We start from the raw sequence: 18,925 nt of genomic DNA, 5'->3' as shown, positions 1-18,925 counted from the left end.
CTTAGATGATGCAAAAAGCACGAGACAAGCTGCGTGAACTGCGCGCCCTGCATGACGACGGGTTGCTCAGCGAGCAGGAATTCGAACGCCGCAAGAACGCCATCCTCGACGCCGAGTATGCGCCGCCCGGCGCCGCTCCCGCGCCCGCGCCGCTGCCCGTGCGCCAGGGCACGGAGCTGGGCTTCATGGCGGGCCAGGAAATCGGCCCGCAAAACCGCCGCTACCGGCTCGAACGGCTGATCGGCACGGGCGGCATGGGGCAGGTATGGCAGGCCACGGACCTGGCCACGCATGCGGAGCTGGGCAGCAGCGAAATGGTGGCCCTGAAGATCCTGCCGCCGCAGCTGACGCAAAGCGCCACGCATGCCAAGCTGCTCATCGAGGAAGCCACCCAGGCGCGCAAGCTCGCGCATGAAAACATCGTGCGCGTCTACGAGTGGGCGCAGGACCCGGCCACGGCCAGCTATTTCATCATCATGGAATGCCTGGACGGCGAAGACCTGGAACATTACCTGGGCCGCCAGGGCGCGCTGCCGCTGGCCACCGTGCAGGAGCTGCTGCGGCCCGTGGCCGACGCCCTCTCGTATGCGTGGGAAAAGCACAAGCTGGTACACCGCGACATCAAGCCGGGCAACGTCTTCCTGACGGCCAGGGGCGACGTCAAGCTGCTCGACTACGGCATCGCCTCGCGCGTGCGCAATGCCGGCAGCAGCCTGGCGCTGGAAACGCCGAACGCGGGCACGCAGGGCTACCGCGCGCCCGAGGCGGGCGCGCACCAGCGCCAGCCCAGTCCGCGCCTGGACGTGTATGCGGTGGCCGTGATGATCTACCAGATGCTCGAAGGGCGCATGCCGTTCGACGACGCGCGCAGCGCCAGCTATCTGCCCTCGGCACCGCAGGCGCTCAACGCGCCGCAGTGGCAGCTGCTGCAGAACGGCTTTTCGCTGACGGCCGAACTGCGGCCGCAGTCCGTGCAAGCCTTGCTGGAGGGCTTGGAACGGGCCGCCGGCCCGTCGCCCGAGGAACTGGCGGAACAGGCGCGCCAGGATCAGGCACGCGTGGCGCAGCAGCAAAGACAGGCGGCGCTGGCGGCCGAGCAGGCGCGCGAGGAAGAACTCAAGCAGGCGCGCCAGCGCCAGGAAGAGCTGGACCAGCGCCGCAAGGCCGAGATCCAGGCGGCCGCGCTGGAAAAGCAGCGGCAGGACAAGCTGCGCCGCGAGCAGGAGGCGCAGCGCCATTTCGAGGCGGAAGAGGCGCGCAAGCTGCGCAAGGAAGCGTTGCGCGGCCAGCTGCGCGCGCGCCGCGAGGCCGATGCGGCCACCGCCTTGCAGGAGCACCAGGAATTGCAGCGCAAGGCCATCGTCGCCAAGGCGGAAGCAGCCTACCGCGCGGAGCAGGAGCGGGCGCGCCGTGAAGAGGCCAGCCGCGCCGCAGCGCAGCAGCAGGCGCCCGCGGCCCCGGCACCGGCTGCGGCAGCGGCGGCCGACCATGCGGAACCGGTGGCCAACGCCGAAGGTATCCTGCGCGACGACTTTCTCGACGGCGCGGGCCAGGGGCCGGAACTGGTGCTCATCCCCAGCGGCCGTTTCCAGATGGGCGCGCACGAGCAGGAGCACAAGGCCGCCCTGCAGGCCGGCTCGCAGCAGACCTGGCTGGACCGCGAGAAGCCGCAGCACTGGGTCGGCATCGAGCGCTCGTTCGCCCTGGCGCGCCACCCCGTCAGCGTGGGCGAATGGCGCGCCTTCGTGACGGCGACGGGCTGGGAAGCGGGCGGCGCGGAGACGGACTGGGATAATCCCGGTTTCGTGCAGACCGACCAGCACCCCGTCGTGGGCGTCAGCTGGAACGACGCGCAGCTGTACCTGGCCTGGATGAGCGAGCGCACAGGCCGGCAGTATCGCCTGCCCAGCGAAGCGGAATGGGAGTACGCCTGCCGCGCCGGCACGCGCACGGCCTTCAACGTGGGCGACACCATCAGCACGGAGCAGGCCAACTACGACGGCCTGTACGTCTACAACGGCGGCCCGCGCGGCGTCTACCGGGGCGGCACCAGCCCCCTGGGCACATTCGCGCCGAACTCCTGGGGCCTGTTCGACATGCATGGCAATGTGTGGGAGTGGGTGCAGGACGTGGTGCACGACAATTACGAAGGCGCGCCCGTCGATGGCAGCGCCTGGGAGGCGGGCAGCGACAGCAGCCGGCGCATCCTGCGCGGCGGCTCCTGGCTGTACCACCCGCGTTACCTGCGTTCGGCCCTGCGCAACGGCTTTTCCACCGTGCTGTCTAACGACATCGTGGGCTTCCGCGTGGCGCGCACGCTCGATTGATTTATTGTTAAATATGTCATCTTGACGGATACTCCATGCACCTTAACCGTGCCGGAGTGTCCGTGTTCAAACGCCGCCTGCTGTCCATCGTGTTCGCCTGCCTGCCCATCTGCGCCCTGGCCGGCGACCTGCCTGCCTACCCCTTCATCCATGCGACGGGTACGGCCTACAGCTTCTTCCTGCCGGACCTGGGCGAGATCGACTTCGAAGTCAGCGCCTTCGATCCCGCGCCGGAGGCGGCCACGGCCCTCGTGCAGACGCGCATCGCGCAAGTCAGGGCGCTCCTGCTGGAGCAGGGCCTGGCCGAGGCGGCGGCCGGCATCGAGGTGCGCGACGTGCGCAAGGAAATCCGCAAGGGCGCCGAGCAGGACCCCGCCAGCCCGCAGTACCTGATCAAGGCCGGCGTGCATATCAACGTGGCGGACCTGTCGAAGTGGTCCGCCGTCATGCGTCCGCTGCTGGCCATGCCCAATCTCGATGCGTTTGCCACCACCTTCGGCAGCACGCAGCGCGTCCGCCTGGAAGAGGAGCTGATGGGCGAAGCCGTCAAGGACGCGCAGCGCAAGGCCGACGCCATGGCGCGCAGCTTTGGCAAGCGCGTGGGCGCCGTGGCCGGCATCTCGTCGGAGCAGCTGAAAAACCTGGGCAATGCGGTGGGCCTGGTGCCGTCCGACCGCTACAGCCGCGCCAACAGCCGCGAGCGGCAAAACCCCGACGACATGCTGATCGTTACCAGCATCAAGATGGCGCAGACGGTCGATGCCTTGTTCCGCATCAAATAGCCAGGTACCCCGGGAGCGGGCTGCGCAAAGCGGGCAAACGGTGTAAATTGTGGCTTTCCACACGCACCAAGGAACGCCATGACCATCAAAGCCATCCGCGACCAGTCGCAGCCCATGCGCCACATCGTGCACGTGCGCGACCACATCATTTCCGCCGACGCCTCGGTGGAGGAGGGCGGCGGCGATGCCGGCCCGTCGCCGCACGACCTGTACGACGCGGCCCTGTCGGCCTGCAAGGCCCTCACCGTCGTCTGGTACGCCAAACACAAGGGCATCCCGCTCGAGCACGTGGAAGTGAGCACGGAGCGCGATGCCAGCGAGGAGCGCAAGGGCGTGTACCGTCTGGCCGCGACCCTGCACCTGACGGGCGAACTGACGGACGCGCAGCGGCAGGAATTGCTGGCCGCGGCCGGCAAATGCCCGCTGCACAAGCTGATGACGGCCGTGACGACCGAAGTGACGACGGTGCTGGCATGAGCGCGGCCATCCTGAAAAGCCACGAAAAGGACCTCGGCGGCGGCTTCGTCGTGCGGCGCCTGCTGCCTTCCGCATTAAAACAGGCCGTCGGCCCCTTCATCTTCTTCGACCATTTCGGCCCCATCGACGTGGCACCCGACGCCAACCACGACGTGCGCCCCCATCCGCATATCGGCCTGGCCACCGTCACCTATCTGTTCGAGGGCGCGATCGACCATCGCGACAGCATCGGCTCGTACCAGCGCATCGAACCGGGCGCCATCAACTGGATGACGGCCGGGCGCGGCATCGTGCATTCGGAGCGCACGCCGCACGACCTGGCCGGCCAGCCGCACCGCACGCATGGCTTGCAGCTGTGGGCCGCGCTGCCGAAGGCGCACGAGGAAGATGAACCGAGCTTCACGCACACGCCGCAGGCCGACATTCCCGTCGTGCCGCTCGATGGCGCCGTGGTCAAAGTGTTGATCGGCACGGCCTTTGGCCAGACCTCGCCCGTGCGCACCTACATGCAGACCGTGTACCTGGACGTGGAGCTGGAAGCCGGCAAGGCGCTGCGGCTGGAAGGCTTGCCGGCGGAAGCGGCCATCTATCCCATCAGCGGTGAGGTGCTGCTCGATGGCGTGGCGCTCGTGCCGCACACCATGGCCCTGCTTGAGGCGGGCGCCGTGCAAGCGGGCGCCGTGCCAGTGGTGACGGCAGGCAGCGGCCCGGTGCAGTTCGTGGTGATCGGCGGCGAGCCGCTGGACGGCCACCGCTACCTGTTCTGGAACTTCGTCTCGTCGAGCAAGGAGCGTCTGGCGCAGGCGGCCGACGACTGGAGCGCACAGCGCATGGGGCAAGTGCCGGGCGAGACGGAATTCATCCCGCTGCCGAAATCGCCCCTGCGCCCGGCGACCTGAGTCTTCCTTAGAAACGCGCGCGCAAGGTCAGTTGCGCCTTGCGCGGCTCGCCATAGAAATTGCCCCACGCAGGTGCGCCCACCGTCTGGTAGTAGCGCTTGTCGAGCAGGTTCGTCACGGACAGCGCCGCCGTCCAGTTGCGGTCGATCTGCCAGGCGGCGCGGGCGCTCCACAAGGCATACGCGCCCTGCGCCACCGTGACGGCCTGCGTCACGCGCGAGCTCTCCGTCTGGAAGTTCACGCCGCCGCCCACGCTCCACTGCTGCAAGGCGCCGGGCAGGCGGTAATCGCTCCACGCGCGCAGCATGTGGCGCGGCGAGTAGGTGCTGGCAAACATCACGCCCGCACTCGACGTCTGTTCCAGATATTTAAAATTGTTCAAGGTGTAGCCGGCGAACAGCTGCCAGCCGCGCGCCACTTCGCCGCTGATTTCCGCATCGACGCCCTCGCTGCGCACCTTGCCCGTCGAGAAATAGCATTCCGTGCCGGACGAGCAGGTATTCACCAGGTCGAGTTCCGCGCGGTTGCGCTGTTCGATGCGGAACAGCGCCAGCGAGGCATTCACCTTGCCGTCGAAGAGTTCCCCTTTCACGCCCGCTTCCAGGTTGCGGCCCTTGAGCGGGTCGAGCAGGGCGCCGCCGGCCGTGCGCTGGTTCTGCGGCTGGAAGATGTCGGAGACGCTGGCATAGCCGGACCAGCGCGGATCGAAGGCGTAGATCACGCCGCCGTACGGCGTGACGACGCCGTTTTCGCGGTAGGGATCGATGTACACCTCGCCCGTGTCGCGGTACACGCTGCTCCATTTGTAGTTCGACACGCGCGCGCCCGCCACCACGGTGAGCGGATCGCTGACGCTGAAGCGCGCCACGCCGTAGGCGCCCGTCTGCGTCATTTTTGTCACGCTGGGATCGCCCCGGTAGCTGTGTTCGCGGAACCAGGCGTCGCCCGGTTCGGCCACGCCGTGGTTGGGCTGCAGGGGGGTGTTCGGCTGCTGCAGCAGGGCCAGATTGAAATCGCTGTCGCTTTCCAGGCGGTTCGTGCTGATGCCGGCGCTGAAGCCGTGGCGCCGGCCGAAGGCGTTGAATTTGCCATCGAGCGACAGGTCGATGCCCTTGTTGGTGCTGCCGTAGTCGAACACGCCGCCATACATCATCATGCCGGCCAGGGTGGCGGGATCGAGCGCGCCCTGGCTGAACATGTATTTCACGTCATGCCGCTCGCGCGTGTAGTTGGCGCTGGCCTTGAACAGCCAGTCGGCGTCGAAGCGGTGCTCGAATTCGGCGAAGACGGCCGTCTGGCGGCTCTCCCAGCGGTTCCAGTCGGCGCCCAGGAAGGTCGAGCGGGGCAGGTGCGGGTCGCTGCCGTCGCGGTAACGGGGCATGCCGGAAAAGAACGGCGTGGACTTCAGCTGTTCATGGCTGGCGCCCGTCGTCAGCTTGCTGCCCGGCGCCAGGTCGAATTCCAGCACGCCATACAGCACGTCCGTGCGGCTGTCGGCCACGTCGTAGAAATAATCGCGCTGGTCATGCGCGGCCACGGCGCGGCCGCGGACGCTGCCCGACTCGTTCAGGGGGCCGGTGACGTCCACTTCGCCCCGTACGTCATTCCAGCGGCCCGCGCCCAGCGCCAGCTGCACCTGTTTTTCCGCCAGCGGGCGCTTGCGCACCATGTTGATGGCCGCGCCGGGCGAGCCCGTGCCCTGCAGCAGGCCCGTGGCGCCGCGCACGATCTCCACCCGGTCCAGCATGGCCGTATTGCTGGTAAAGCTGTTCGCCTGCGGGTAGTACATGGCGCGGTTCACGCCGTCGAACTGGTAGGTGTCCACCATGAAGCCGCGCGAATACACGTAGCGCCCGCCCATGGGGCTGTCGTACATGGTGATGCCGGTGGTATTGGCCAGCACGGCGTCGATGGTGTTGAGATTCTGGTCGTCCATTTTCTGGCGCGTGACGACGCTGACGGACTGGGGAATCTCGCGCAGGGTCTGCACGCCCTTGCCGACGGTGACGGCGCGCGCCGCATACGAGTTGCTGTGCTCACTGACGGGATCGCGCTCCATGCTGGCGCTGACCGTCACGGGGGCCATGGTCTTTTCCACGCCGGCCGCCGAGGCGGCGGGGAAGGCCGCCTGGCGCAGAACGTAGGCGCCGTTGGCCAGCTGCACGGCTTCCAGGCCGCTGCCGGCCAGCACCTGGGCAAAACCCTGGGCTACGCCAAAGCTGCCGCGCACGCCGGGCGAGCGCAGGCCGCGCGTCTGCGCGGGATCGGTGGACAGGCTGACGCCGGCGGCCACGGCAAAATCGTTGAGGGCGGCGGCCAGGGGGCCGGCTGGAATGGCGTAGGCTTGCGGCGCGGTGGCGGCGGCCTGGCCCTGCGCCAGCGCGGGGGCGGCGAGGAAGGCGGCTGGGGCGGCGCAAGCCATGGAGATGACGGCCAGGCGGATGGCGCGCGCGGCGGGATGAGGGACGGGGGTGGTCAATGGCATGCTCGGTCTTTCTGCTCAGGGTAAGGGCTATGGTGGATGAATCGGCTTCTTAACTATGAAGCCGAAGCAGCGCGCCGAAACAGCAACCCCTGACGCAAAAAAACTGAAAATAATTATGCCGCCCGGGCCGATACGGTGGCCCAGTAGCGCGTGAAGTAGGTCACCTGCAAGCCATGCGAGGCGCACAGGCTTTCCAGCACGGCGTCGATATCGTCGAGCCGGTAGGTGCCCGTGACGGGGCGTTGCGCCACGCTCGCGTCGCAGGCCAGGCGCCCGCGCCGGTAGCGCGCCAGTTCCTGCACCAGCTGTTGCAGCGGCCAGTCGGCCGCCACCAGCATGCCGCGCAGCCAGCTGTCCTGGTGCGCCGGCATGGCCTGTGCGTTATCGGCGCTGCTTGCCGTGAAGCGCAGCTGTTGCCCCGCCTCCAGGCGCCGCACGGCGTCAGGACGGGCCGCGCAGCGCACTTCCACCGCGTGTTCGAAGACGCTTACGCTGCTGCCCTCTGCATCGCAGCGCACGGAGAAGCGCGTGCCCAGCGCGCGGATCACGCCATGCGGCGTGTCGACGAGGAAGGGGCGCGGATCGGCTTTTGTCGCCAGCATGATTTCGCCATGGTGCAGGCGGATGCGGCGCTGCGTGGCGTCGTAGTCGACGTCGGCGGCGCTGTCCGTGTTCATGTCCATGCGTCCGCCGTCGGCCAGCGTCACGTGGCGGCGCTGGCCAGGCGCCGTGCGCAGCGCCGCCGTCCATGCCTGCCACGGCGCGGAACGCAGGCCGGCCTGGCCCAGCGCGATGCCACCGCCGGCCGCCACCAGCACGGCGAGGATACGGGCCGCCGCGCGCCGGCGCTGCTGCGCCGCCTGCAGGGCGGGCAGGGCCAGCGCTGGCGGCAGCGTGCTTAGTTGGCCATCCATGCGCTGCAGCAGGTCCCACGCCCGTTCATGTTCGGCGCTGGCGTCGCGCCATGCCTGCAGGGCGGCCGGGTCGGCGCTGCCGCATCTGAGTTCCACATGCCAGTGGGCGGCGGCGGTCAGCACCTTGCGGGGAATTGGGGCTGGATGCGGGGCGGAAGGGGAAAACATCAGCCGGCCGCCAGCAGCAGGCATTCCGTATAGGCGCGCACCAGGTGCTTCTTGACGGTCGGCAGGGAGACGCCGAGGCGCCGGCTGATCTCCATGTAGCTCAGTTCCTCGATCTGCGCCAGCAGGAAGATGGCCCGCGTGCGCGCGCCCAGGCGGTCCAGCAGGCGGTCGACGGCGAGCAGCGTCTCGATGATGATGGCGTGCGTCTCGGCGCTGATGCTTGTCGCTTCGGCCTGCTGCGCCAGCGCTTCCATGTAGGCTTGCTCCAGCGCCTGGCGCCGGTAGCGGTCGATCAGCAAGCCGCGCGCGATGGTCGCCAGGTAGCCGCGCGGCTCGCGCAGGGGCGCCAGCGGTGTCATCTCGCGCTTGCCCAGCAGGCGCAAAAAGGTGTCCTGTGCCAGGTCGGCCGCCTCGGCACGGTTGCCCAGCTTGCCGCGCAGCCAGGCAAACAGCCAGCCGTGGTGCTCGCTGTACAGGGTGGTCAGGGGAACGGCGTGGATGGGATGGGCGGTGCTCACTGCGGACTCCAGGCAAAGAATGAGCTGGGCTGACGGAGCGCGTGGCACCGGCTGGCTAGGCTATTGAGAATGATACTCATTATCACATTGCCATGGCGACGGCGTCAATTACTGCCCGCCGCCCAGGCGCCAGCGTTCCTGCCACTGTTGCAGATCCGCCCAGGCCGTCTGGAGTGCGCTGGCGGACCAGTGCAGCAGGCTGTCGAGCGCCAGCAGCGTGCGCCGCAGGTGGATGCCGTCAAAAAACACATGGTCGGCCACGACGGTGGCGGCCAGCCAGGCGGCGATAATGACGATGATGTCGTGGCGGCCGCTCTTCCACCAGCGCAGCGAGTGGCGGCGGAAGATCCACGGCACGCCGAGCGGGTTGGGCCAGTCGGCCAGCAGGTGCATGATGCCGCCCGCGGCAAAGCCGAACAGGGGCGGCGCCCACAGGTGGTACGGCAATTGCAGATACGTATAGACGAGCAGGGCGATCCAGGCCAGGCCCCAGTGTGTCCACGTGCGGTGCGTGATCCACAGCCGGTGCGTGCGCGCCCACCAGGCCACTTCCAGCCAGTCCGGCGCCGTGCCGCCCAGCGCGCCCATGACAAAGGCGAGCATGCTCAGCACTTGATACGGGCCGCCGGCGCCAGCGTGCGCGACGAGGGCCGCGGCAATCACGCCGGCAGCCCAACCTGTCGCATGGTGCGCTTTGTTGGAGGCCATAGGAAATGTAAAACGCCATGCTGGCGCTGTGTGAGGTGCGGGAAATATTAACTGGATGAATATACAGTATGCAGGGGCGTCGATGGGCGCTATTTGCGAAATTTCTGCCGATAATTTGTTAAATTGTGTGTCGCGGCGGCATTTCCAGCGAACGCGGCACCTCATGCCTGGCGGTCAAGTATGTTGTGTTGTTGATAATGCATTTGGCGCGCGGCGCGCTATGCTGATAGCAGTCGCATGATTTGAGGAGGTATCGCCATGAAAATCCCGCGCGAATTGCAGATTCCCGCCATCGTGTTTACGCTCGAAGCGGTGTTTATTCTGGGCCTGTCGATGATTTTTCTCGTACTGGTGCCCCGCTAAGTAATCCTCGGGAATGCAGTGTGAATTGATGAAGAACAGAACCGGCTGCTATGCAAGCACTGCGAACAGTGAGCACGCCTCGTCGGCCACCTTGCAGAGTGTCGGTTATGCAAGTCAGAAATCACCATCATTTATTGGGGGGGACTTAGCGCCTATCCCAGTAGATGAATACATCCTCCGCTGGCGCCCCGCCGCAGCGGGGACTGCGTTGCTTGTCGTCGCGTGGTTCGCCACGCGTCCTCCTCACGCCTTGTCCGTGCTCCGGCTGAACTGCCAGCAGAAGCAGCAGAAGACGCGCCCTACTGGCATAGGTTCTTCACACCCGAAAAAAGCCATCGCGGCGTTGCACAGCTTCGCCGTACCATGCGGCCAGTCGATGAGTGCTTTGCGTACAAGTGCCTCGGTGTGCCTTGCGGATAACGACACATTGACAACACTGAACAAAACCGTAGCGAGCGGAAAGGGAGAGATGCTCGAGAAGCGCAAGCGTGCTGGAGTACGGGGCGCATCGCAGGCGGCCTATGCCGACGCGCAGCAGGTTCGCTTGAGCGTTACTATGCAGTTTGCACGCTGTCGCACAGGGCCGCGCCCTCGGTGCGGATGATCCAGCATTCCGGATACGGTTCGCTGGCAAAACGGTTGTGCCGGGCAAATCCGGCGAGCTTGTCGAGGGCCGTGGCGGGCGCCAGCGGCGTTTCCTTGCCGCTGGCCGTGTCCAGGTGCCAGAAACCGCCGTTGCGGTGGAAGAGCACGGGCAGCGAGGCGGCCTGTGGCGTGGTCAGGTGGCTGGCCGGCGCGGGCCGCGCTTCGGGCAGCAGCAGGTAAAAACACTCGGCGCGGGCGCCGTGGTCGATGCGGTGCAGGATCACGCCGTGCGCCAGCAGGGCCGTGACACTGAGCACGACGATGCCCTTGATGCTGGCGGACAACTCGATGCGCATGCCCAGGCGCAGGGCGACGGGCTTGTGCTTGCCGGGCCAGACGCCGTCGAGCAGCATGCCGTAGCGCGACACGTCCTCGATTTCAAAGCCTTGCGGGCCGCGCCGGATGATGGCGTGGCGTCCCGACAGGCGGCGCGTCAAGCCGTTGTTGTCCTGGCCGTCGGGGCTGAAATGGCTGAGCAGGACATCGGCTTCCGGATCGACCAGCTCGAAGCGCCCCAGCATGCACTCTTCCAGCGCGAACAGGCGGATCTGGCGCTGTTCGCCCGTTTCCGGCGCCGCGTTCACGAGGCAGGCGGCCTGGCTGGGATGCGGGTGGCACTGGCTGGCGGCAGGCAGGTCGACCTCGATCAATTCCTCGTCCCAGGCGATGGTGGCAAAGCCCATGTCGATCTTGCCTTGCGGCGCGGACAGGTCCACATGGGCGATGCCGGCATTGCGCGCCGTCACGTCCAGGTTGCAGCCGTCGCCGCCGGTGACCCTGGCGATGGAGGCGTCGTCGGCCATCACGCGCACATTCTTGTGCGTGCTGAGGAAGATCTGGTGGATTTCCGTCAATGTGGCATCGCGGCGCGGCACGAGGATGACGAAGGTGCACACCCATTTTTGCGCCACGGCGCCATCGATGTGGCTGTGCACTTCCACGTCGATCTGGTATTGCCCGTGTTCCTTGTTGCGGGAAGAAAATTCGACAAACACGGGGCGCCAGTCGCCGCGCGTCGTGCGCACGAAGTCATGCTGTACGGCGCCACGGGGAATCAGGTCCGAGCGCAGGCGCAAGGTCAGCTGGGGCGCGCAGGCGGCGCTCATGCCGCGCAATTCCATTTTCAGGGTTTGCCGTCCGCCCGCCGCGCGGGGGTCGAAGCCGCTGATGTGCAGATGGGCCTGGACCAGCTGGTAGGCGGCGCGGGCAGCCGTTGCCGGCGCAGCAGCAGGCATGGCAGCGTGTGCCAGTCCTGGCGCGTGGGCCTTGGGCGGCAGGGATGCGCCAGCGGACATGGCGCTGCCCGTACCCATGGCGGGAGCGGTCAGGGGAGGAGCGGTCATGCCGGCAGCGGTATCGGCCGGAGTCGCAACTGCCGGGACGCGCGGAAGCGCCGTTGCCGATGGCTCGGAACGGGCGCTGCGCAGTGCGGTCAACAGGTCGTAGCTGCTGGGAGCAATCGTCGCTTGCGGGTGGCTGGCCGCGCAGACGTTTTCCCCAGGCAAGACCCAGAACGTACAGTGCGGGTGCTCCGGGTTGCTGCATTTTTTCATGACATTCTGACTCGAATCGAGCGGGGGCATTTTGCCCTCTGTTATACATGAGAGCTTACGCGCTTTTGCGCCCGCTTGGCAACTCTTGCAGCGCGCCGGCGCCCTGTTTTTGTGCGAATTCATGCCATTGATGACAGGCGCTCATGCTTGCCATGGAAACAATTGCCTTAAATCACATTTTATATCTTTTCGGATATGTTATTTTGCTATCGGCGCTCACGCTCGCCGCTTGTCGACGATCACCTCCAGATATTCGCCCGGCACCACCAGCGACTGGGGGCCGGCCGTATTCAGGCGCTCGAGCAGGGCGCGCACTTCCTGCTCCAGCGCGTCGGCGCCGGCCGGGTCCAGTGCGGCGAAGGCCTTGTGCACGGGGCCGTAGTACTGGCGAAACACGTGCAGCCAGTGCCTGGCGGAGGCGTAGCGGAAGTTGAAGAACTTGCGCTGCGCGTGGATCTGTTCCGCCGCCGGGCCGAACAGGTCGCGCAGGTAGCCTTCTTCGCCCCAGCGGGCGGGCGAGATGAGGCCAGCCGGTGGCGGCACGTGCTTGCCGACGATCCGGAAGAGCTGGCCGATGAAGCCGTCCGGCGTCCAGTTGGCCAGGCCGATGCGTCCGCCGGGCCGCAGCACGCGCAGCATTTCGGCGGCGGCGCGCCGGTGGTCGGGGGCGAACATCACGCCAAAAGTGGACAGTGCCGCGTCGAAGCTGGCATCGGCAAACGGCAGTGCTTCCGCATCTGCTACCTGGAACGTCACGGCGAGGCCTTCCGCCTCGGCGCGTGCGCGGCCTTTCTCCAGCAGGGCCGGCACGTAATCGGTGGAAACGACGCGGGCAAAGCGGCGGGCCGCGGCCAGGGTGGCGTTGCCATTGCCTGCGGCAACGTCGATGACGTCTTCATGGGCGCGGATGTCGGCCGCCTCGGCCAGCGACTCGCCCACCAGTTGCAGGGTGACGCCGATGACGGCGAAGTCGCCGCTGGCCCAGCCGGCCTGCTGGCGCTGCTTGACGGCGGCATAGTCGGGGCCGCCAGGCGGTACTGGCGCAGGGGAAACGGGATCGCTCATGGCTTGCTCCTGAGGCGAGGTGGATGCTGCTCACGCTTGAGCATCAGACCGCGCGCCGTGGCGGTGGTTCACTTGCAGGCGGCCTTTTGCCGTATGCTGGCGCTACAGTTCCCCTCGCCCTTGACCAGGAGCACAATCATGCCGACGCAACGCCCGTTTCAGCTCGCCCTTGCCTACGGCGCAGCCCTGCTTGCCTTCCTGCTCCTCGATGCCCTGTGGCTGGCGGTGCTGATGGGTCCCGTCTACGCTGCCGCACTGGGTCCCTTGCTGGCGGCGCAGCCCCGCTGGGCGCCGGCCGCCGTGTTTTATGTGCTGTATGTGCTGGGGCTGCTGGTGTTTGCCATCGTGCCCGGCTTGCGCGCGCGCCGCTGGCGCACGGCGGTGGTCCTGGGCGCACTGCTGGGCCTGGTAGCCTATGGTACGTATGACTTGAGCAATTATTCGACCTTGCAGGGCTGGCCGCTGGCCCTGACGGCCATCGACATGGCCTGGGGCGCCGTCCTGTCAGCCGTGGCTGCCTTGGCCGGTTACCTGGCCGCCAGCCGTGCCGGCCGCTGAGCGGGGCGCAAAGCGCAGGGCCAGGACGGTGATGTTGTCGCTATACAAACCTGCGGGCGGGCGGTTGTGGAAATCGCCGAGCAGGGCGCTGACGGCCTGTGCTGCGCTCTTGCCTGCGCACAAGCTGGGCCAGCGGGCAACGAGGGCCAGCGGGTCGGCGCAGGCCCAGAAACCGTCGCTGGCCAGCAGGTAGCAGGCGTCGCGCCGCACTTGCAGCACGCGCCGGTCGCCCAGGTGGGCCAGGAAGGGCGGCAGGTTGCCCGCATCGAGGGCGCGCAGCGGTGTGTCGAGCTGCAGCGCGTCGCCCAGGGCATTGCCCAAAATAAATGCCTGCGAGATTTGTGGATGGTGTTCGCCATGCACGCTGGCGCGCCAGCGGGTCTCGTCCAGCGCGCCGCGCATGGCGTACACGGTGGCGGGCACGTGGTCGACGGTGAGCACGCTGGCCGTCCCGTCGCTGATTTCATACAGGCGCGAATCGCCCACGTGGTACAGCAGCGGCGCCTGGCCGACCGGGATTTCCAGCAGGGTCAGCGTCGTGCCGGGCGGACGCGCCTGTGACGGACCCGCCGTGGCGAAGTCCGCTTGCAGGCGGGCATGCAATTGATCGAGGTGCGCGGACAGGCTGGCCGTGTCGTGGCAGGCAGGGATGCCCAGCAAGCCCTGCACGGCTGCCTCGGCCGCTTCGCGCCCGTTGCCATGGCCGCCCATGCCGTCGAGCACGGCAGCGCGTGCATGGCCCCGGGGCCAGTTTGGCACCTGGCAGTGGAAGGGCGCCTGCTGCGACAGGCAGACGGCGTGGCCGCTGGCGTCGATCAGCAGGAAATTGTCCTGGTTCTCGCGCCGCAGCAGCAGGCCGGCGCCCACGCTGCTGCCGGCGGCAGCGTCGAGCCAGGGGCCGAAGTCGAGCTCGTCTTTGATTAAATGCATCGTTTGCTGCGGTCCAGGCGGCCCAATGTTGATCATGGCACACAGCTTAGCCGATATTGTACGTGGGCGATACCTTGCATATTCATTAAAAAAACCTGCGGCAGCAGGCTGGCGCAGGTTTTTCAAGGGAGCCGGGCAAGGCTTAGCGGCGGTGGCCCCAGCCGTGACCGCGGTCATAGTAGTCGCGGCGGCCATGGTCGTGGTAGTAGCCGCGGCCTGGTTGCACGTAGACGACGGCTGGCGGGCCGTAGTAGCGTGGCGGCGGGGCATAGTACACGGGCTGCGGCGCTGGCGCGTAATACACGGGCTGCGGTGCAGGAGCGTAGTAGGTCTCGCGGTAGCCGCCGCGGTAGCCGCCACGGTCGTAATAGCGGTCATTCGTATCGATGCTGTTGCCAACGGCGGCGCCAATGACGCCACCGACGATCGCGCCGTTCCGGCCGCCAGTGCTGTTGCCAATGGCTGCTCCGACGACGGCGCCTGCAACGGTATTGAAGTCGCGGTCACCGGCGACTGCGGCCGAAGACACCGCCACTGCCGCTACCATTACCGCACCCAGGAGTTTCTTGTTCAACATGGCATTTCCTTCCATTCCGGCGAGATCACAATGATCTGCATGGAGTGGACTATATCTGCTGCTGGCGGCTTGATCCATGTCTAATACAACTTATTACATTCATGCCCGGGCGGTAACAAGTCAGCGCACGCGCGCCTGCCACTCGGGGCGCAGCAAGCTGTATATTTTGACATCGTGCATGCTGCCGTTGATGAAGAAGGCCTGGCGCATCAGGCCTTCCTGCGTAAAGCCGCTCTTTTGCGCGATGCGCTCGGACGCCGTGTTGTGCGGGTCCATCAGCAGTTCCAGGCGGTGATACGGGTAGGCGTTGAACAGGTAGTCGACCAGCAGGCGCGTGGCCTCGCTGATGTAGCCGCGCCCGCCCCGTTGCGGATCGAACAGGCGGTAGCCGATCTCGCGCGCGGCCGGCGTGCGGCTCTTGAAATGCGTGATCGTGCCGATGATGTTCTGGTGGTGGTCTTCAATCAGGAACAGTTCGCTGTCCTCGCTCACAAAGCCCGATTGCAGGAAGTCGCGGCGCATCGCCTCGGGCGACTTGAACTGCATGGAAAAGAAGGCGCCGCGCGAGGGCAGGTCGTTGACCAGCGCGATAAAGGCGCTGAGGTCGGCGGCAAGCACATGCCGGACGGTACACAGTGTTCCCTTGAGCATGACGGCTTCCCGTGGCGATCGTAGCTTGCATGGTAATCCAGCATCCCCGCCGCAGGCAATCGCCGTCTGGCAAAAGTTGCTGCAATGACAGAATAAATGCGTTATCGTAGAAAGCTGCGCCGTGCCCCTGGCCACGGCGTATCCGCCCCGACCCTGTTGACTGGATTTGACACCCTATGATTACCGTTCCGACTGGCGCACCGCTGCGCCGTTCCCTCGTCTCCCTCGCCCTTGGCTGCCTTGCCGGCACGGGCGCCCTGGCCGCCGCGCCGGGCAATGCGCCGCAGGCGCTGGCGCAGGTGCGCGATACGGCCCTGCAAAGCGACTGGGCGTATGCCCGCCTGGCCGACATGACAGACCTGATCGGGCCGCGCCTGTCCGGCTCCGCCGGCGCGGCGGCGGCCGTGCAGCAGGTGGCCGAAGCCATGCGCCAGCTGGGCGCCACCGTCACCCTGCAGCCCGTGAAAGTGCCGCACTGGGTGCGCGGCGTGGAAACGGCGGAAATCGTCGACTACGCGGGCCGTCCGCAGGGCGTCTCGCAGCGCGTGGTGCTCACGGCCCTGGGCGGCTCCGGCGCCACCCCGGCCGCCGGCCTGACGGCGCCCGTGATCATCGTGAAAAGCCTGGAAGAACTCAAGGCGCGCGCAGCGCAGGTGAAGGGCGCCATCGTGCTGATCGACACGCCGTTCGACCAGGAGATGGCCGAGCGGGGACTGGCCGGCGTCACCTACGGCCAGGGCTCGCGCTTGCGCTTCAACGGGCCGAAGGCGGCGGCGGAACTGGGCGCGGCCGCCGCGCTCGTGCGCTCGATCGGCGGCGCCAACTTCCGCATCCCGCACGCGGGCGCCACGGGACTGGAAGAGGGCAAGCGCATTCCCGCCGCCGCCGTCACCGTCGAAGACGCCCTGCTGATCGGCCGCCTGGCCGCGCGCGGCCCCCTGACCATGCACCTGACGCTGACGCCGCAAAACCTGCCCGACGCCGACAGCTACAACGTCATCGCCGACTGGCCGGGCACGGACAAGGCCGACGAAGTGGTGGTGGTCTCGGGCCACCTCGATTCCTGGGACCTGGCGACGGGGGCGCACGACGACGGCGCCGGCGTGGTGGCGGCCATGGGCGTGGTGGAAACCCTGAAAAAGCTCGACTACCGCCCGCGCCGCACCATCCGCGTGATCGCCTGGATGAACGAGGAAAACGGCGGCCGCGGCGGCCAGGCCTACTTCGAGGCCCACAAGCTGGCGCTCGGTAAACAATATGCGGCCATCGAGATGGACAGCGGCGCCGGCCGCCCGTTCGGCATCCTCGCCAGCGTGGGGCCGAAGGCGGAAAAATTGTTCGCGCCGCTGCGCGCCGCCCTGCAGCCCATGGGCGCGCACGCGTTTACGCGCCGCGACGCGCTGGGCACGGGTGACCTGCACCGCCTGGAAACGGCCGGCGTGCCCAGCTTCGAGCCGCTCGTCGACAGCCACAGCTACTTTCACTACCACCACACGCCGGCCGACACCCTGGACAAGGTCGAGCCGGAAAACCTGAAGCGCAATGTGGCGCTGATGTCGTCGCTGGCGTGGTTCCTGGCCAATCTCGATGGCGAGATCGGGCGGGCACCGGAGCAGGGCGAGTAAGCTTCCCGCGAACGGCCGTGCCGCCTGACTGGCGCGGTCTCTTGCCGGCATGCCGGCCATTCCTCACTGTCAACGCAGAGAACTCTTATGGCGCAACCATCTTCCGACATCGAGCACGCGGCAGTCGACGCGATCCGCAGCTATCTGCACCGGTATCCAAACAGCGCCGATACGCTCGAAGGCGTGGTGCAGTGGTGGCTGGGCGGTGATTTCCCGCAGGAAATCACCGCCGCCGCGCTGGAGCACCTGCTGGCGTCGGGCGAGCTGGAACGGCTCAGCTTCGGCCAGCACCAGCTGTGGCGGCGCGCGCGGTCCGCGTAGCGTCGCAGCGCCTTATTGCGAATAGCCCTGCATAGCGTCCGCCGCATCGTGGCGGATGCCCCACCACGGCAGATAGGCATGGTTTTCGCCGCGCGCGCGGAACCATGGCTGGTCGTGGGCGATGGGGCGGACCTTGTCCGGCGGTGAAACCAGCACGCCCGTGACGCTGTCCGGATCGCTGGTGCCCGCCACCAGCACGGGCTGGCCGACGTGGTTGGCATGGGCGATGGCGAGGGCGACGTTGGTCAGCGCCGTGCCGGCGCCCATTTCGCCCAGCAGGGCCGGGGTATTGAAGGTTTGCGGCAGGAAGTCGAAGCCCGGCACTTCCAGGTTCAAGGCATGCGCCAGCTGGCCCAGGCGGTCGGAGGAGGCGGGCAAGGTCTTGTTGGCGTCGTGGATGACGTAGCCGATCTCTTCTTCCGTCTTGCCGCCCTGGCGCGCCGCCTCGGCAAATGTCGCCTGCCACGCCTGCACGGCGCGCGGCGGCTTGTCCCGGGTAAGTTCAAAATCGGCCACATTCTGCGTGGCCGGATAGCCTATCCACGCCAGCGCCGCCCGCTCCGTTCTGTAGCCTGGGCCGGCCAGCACCAGCAGCACCAGGTTTTCATTGATCTGCATGGGCTTGGGCCGGCTTGGCGCGTCCCAGTTCATGACCCACACGGTTTCCTGCGGATGCGCTTCCAGGTAGGCCAGAGCGGCTGTCAGGGAGACGAAGCCCGCATTGTTGCCGCCCAGGGTGATGCGCACGTCGGGCCGAGTGGCGCGGGTCCAGAGGGTGGGGAAGTGGGTGTTGCCGATACTGAAGGTGTCAGTAATGGTTTGCTGAGTGAATTGGTGTACTTCTGTCAGATCGAATTTTCCTTCAGGCAGGGCATATTCGACGCGGATGCCAGCCAGCTCGCGCCAGTTCTGTTTCTGATCCTTGGGATAGACGTGGTAGAAGTAGGTGGGGCTGGAATAGTAAATGTCGTGGAAATTGGTCATCAGCTCGCGCAGATATTTATGGTGATAGCCCTTGAACGTTTCCCTGCCATCGATATCGTGGGCAATGGGGGCGACGGCCTGCAAGGTGCTGAAACCCCTGGGGTCCGTCCTGACCATATCGTCATTCTTGTTGGGTTTGGCCAGGCCTAGCGTCCAGAGCAGTTGCCACTCGGTCGGATAGTCGAGCCGTTGCAGCGGATTGAGCCACTGCAGGCCCACCACTTGTGCCCGGAAGGGAACGTGGGCCGTGATTGTTGGGAGATCGTCTTCTTTCTGCGCAGGTTGTACGGCACAGGCTGTCAACAGCGCAAACATGGCAAAAGCGGTGACGGTGGCCAATGTGCGCAGCTCGCGTTGATTTATTACGTAAGCCAT

The 18,925-nt window shown here is 66.8% G+C and carries 17 protein-coding genes; 7 read left to right on the top strand and 10 right to left on the bottom strand.

The genetic code is table 11. The annotated features are described in order from the left end of the window. Positions 1-5 precede the first annotated feature (5 nt). The 4 genes from AC07VL_RS20620 to AC07VL_RS20605 all read left to right on the top strand — a co-directional run bounded on the left by AC07VL_RS20620 (position 6) and on the right by AC07VL_RS20605 (position 4,485). Positions 6-2,327, top strand: a complete 2,322-nt coding sequence (locus AC07VL_RS20620; RefSeq protein ID WP_494807489.1) for an SUMF1/EgtB/PvdO family nonheme iron enzyme — start codon at positions 6-8, stop codon at positions 2,325-2,327. A gap of 62 nt (positions 2,328-2,389) precedes the next feature. After that, entirely contained in the window at positions 2,390-3,109 is a 720-nt protein-coding gene (locus AC07VL_RS20615) for an SIMPL domain-containing protein (protein ID WP_494807488.1), read from the top strand. A gap of 78 nt (positions 3,110-3,187) precedes the next feature. Beyond that, the gene (locus tag AC07VL_RS20610) at positions 3,188-3,586 is read left to right on the top strand and encodes an OsmC family protein (protein WP_493043863.1); all 399 of its coding nucleotides are present in this window, start codon (positions 3,188-3,190) and stop codon (positions 3,584-3,586) included. Continuing rightward, positions 3,583-4,485, top strand: coding sequence for a pirin family protein (locus AC07VL_RS20605; protein ID WP_494807487.1), 903 nt, complete (start codon positions 3,583-3,585; stop codon positions 4,483-4,485). The genes AC07VL_RS20610 and AC07VL_RS20605 overlap by 4 nt, the downstream gene beginning before the upstream one ends. 7 nt (positions 4,486-4,492) lie before the next feature. On the opposite strand, the gene AC07VL_RS20600 is transcribed toward AC07VL_RS20605, so the two are convergent. From AC07VL_RS20600 to AC07VL_RS20575, 6 genes are all read right to left on the bottom strand, one after another. Next, positions 4,493-6,970, bottom strand: a complete 2,478-nt coding sequence (locus AC07VL_RS20600) for a TonB-dependent siderophore receptor (RefSeq protein WP_494807486.1) — start codon at positions 6,968-6,970, stop codon at positions 4,493-4,495. 113 nt (positions 6,971-7,083) lie between these two features. Further along, on the bottom strand, positions 7,084-8,052 hold the full coding sequence (locus tag AC07VL_RS20595; RefSeq protein WP_494807485.1) for a FecR domain-containing protein: 969 nt from the start codon (positions 8,050-8,052) through the stop codon (positions 7,084-7,086). After that, a complete protein-coding gene (locus AC07VL_RS20590) occupies positions 8,052-8,570 on the bottom strand; it encodes a sigma-70 family RNA polymerase sigma factor (RefSeq protein ID WP_494807484.1) in 519 nt (172 codons plus the stop codon). Before AC07VL_RS20590 ends, AC07VL_RS20595 begins: the two co-directional genes overlap by 1 nt. A 108-nt stretch (positions 8,571-8,678) precedes the next feature. Further along, the gene (locus tag AC07VL_RS20585) at positions 8,679-9,278 is read right to left on the bottom strand and encodes a metal-dependent hydrolase (RefSeq protein WP_494807483.1); all 600 of its coding nucleotides are present in this window, start codon (positions 9,276-9,278) and stop codon (positions 8,679-8,681) included. A gap of 917 nt (positions 9,279-10,195) precedes the next feature. Further along, positions 10,196-11,839 (bottom strand): FHA domain-containing protein, encoded by a 1,644-nt coding sequence (locus AC07VL_RS20580; RefSeq protein ID WP_494807482.1) that lies wholly within the window; start codon positions 11,837-11,839, stop codon positions 10,196-10,198. A 216-nt stretch (positions 11,840-12,055) separates the two neighbouring features. After that, the gene (locus AC07VL_RS20575) at positions 12,056-12,904 is read right to left on the bottom strand and encodes a class I SAM-dependent methyltransferase (RefSeq protein ID WP_494807481.1); all 849 of its coding nucleotides are present in this window, start codon (positions 12,902-12,904) and stop codon (positions 12,056-12,058) included. Positions 12,905-13,042: 138 nt separating this feature from the next. Here AC07VL_RS20575 and AC07VL_RS20570 point away from each other — a divergent pair, with 138 nt between their 5' ends. Beyond that, positions 13,043-13,462 carry a DUF2177 family protein gene (locus AC07VL_RS20570; RefSeq protein ID WP_494807480.1) on the top strand — a complete coding sequence of 140 codons (420 nt, stop codon included), beginning with the start codon at positions 13,043-13,045 and terminating at the stop codon, positions 13,460-13,462. Here the strand turns inward: AC07VL_RS20570 and AC07VL_RS20565 are convergent. The 3 genes from AC07VL_RS20565 to AC07VL_RS20555 form a co-directional block, all read right to left on the bottom strand. After that, the gene (locus AC07VL_RS20565) at positions 13,409-14,392 is read right to left on the bottom strand and encodes a PP2C family protein-serine/threonine phosphatase (RefSeq protein ID WP_494807479.1); all 984 of its coding nucleotides are present in this window, start codon (positions 14,390-14,392) and stop codon (positions 13,409-13,411) included. The genes AC07VL_RS20570 and AC07VL_RS20565 overlap by 54 nt on opposite strands. Positions 14,393-14,534: 142 nt before the next feature. After that, positions 14,535-14,969, bottom strand: coding sequence for a glycine zipper 2TM domain-containing protein (locus tag AC07VL_RS20560; protein WP_494807478.1), 435 nt, complete (start codon positions 14,967-14,969; stop codon positions 14,535-14,537). Between the two features lie 120 nt (positions 14,970-15,089). Beyond that, positions 15,090-15,620 carry a GNAT family N-acetyltransferase gene (locus AC07VL_RS20555; protein WP_494807477.1) on the bottom strand — a complete coding sequence of 177 codons (531 nt, stop codon included), beginning with the start codon at positions 15,618-15,620 and terminating at the stop codon, positions 15,090-15,092. Positions 15,621-15,796: 176 nt separating this feature from the next. Here AC07VL_RS20555 and AC07VL_RS20550 point away from each other — a divergent pair, with 176 nt between their 5' ends. Then, positions 15,797-17,245, top strand: a complete 1,449-nt coding sequence (locus tag AC07VL_RS20550; protein ID WP_494807476.1) for a M20/M25/M40 family metallo-hydrolase — start codon at positions 15,797-15,799, stop codon at positions 17,243-17,245. An 87-nt stretch (positions 17,246-17,332) separates the two neighbouring features. Beyond that, positions 17,333-17,566, top strand: a complete 234-nt coding sequence (locus AC07VL_RS20545) for a hypothetical protein (protein ID WP_494807475.1) — start codon at positions 17,333-17,335, stop codon at positions 17,564-17,566. A 12-nt stretch (positions 17,567-17,578) separates the two neighbouring features. Here the strand turns inward: AC07VL_RS20545 and AC07VL_RS20540 are convergent, their stop codons facing one another. Further along, positions 17,579-18,925 carry a hypothetical protein gene (locus tag AC07VL_RS20540; protein WP_494807474.1) on the bottom strand — a complete coding sequence of 449 codons (1,347 nt, stop codon included), beginning with the start codon at positions 18,923-18,925 and terminating at the stop codon, positions 17,579-17,581.

Source organism: Janthinobacterium sp. GW821-FHT03C08 (assembly GCF_059420905.1).
Note: the sequence above shows the minus strand (reverse complement) of the source record. Positions and strands in the feature narration are given on the sequence as shown.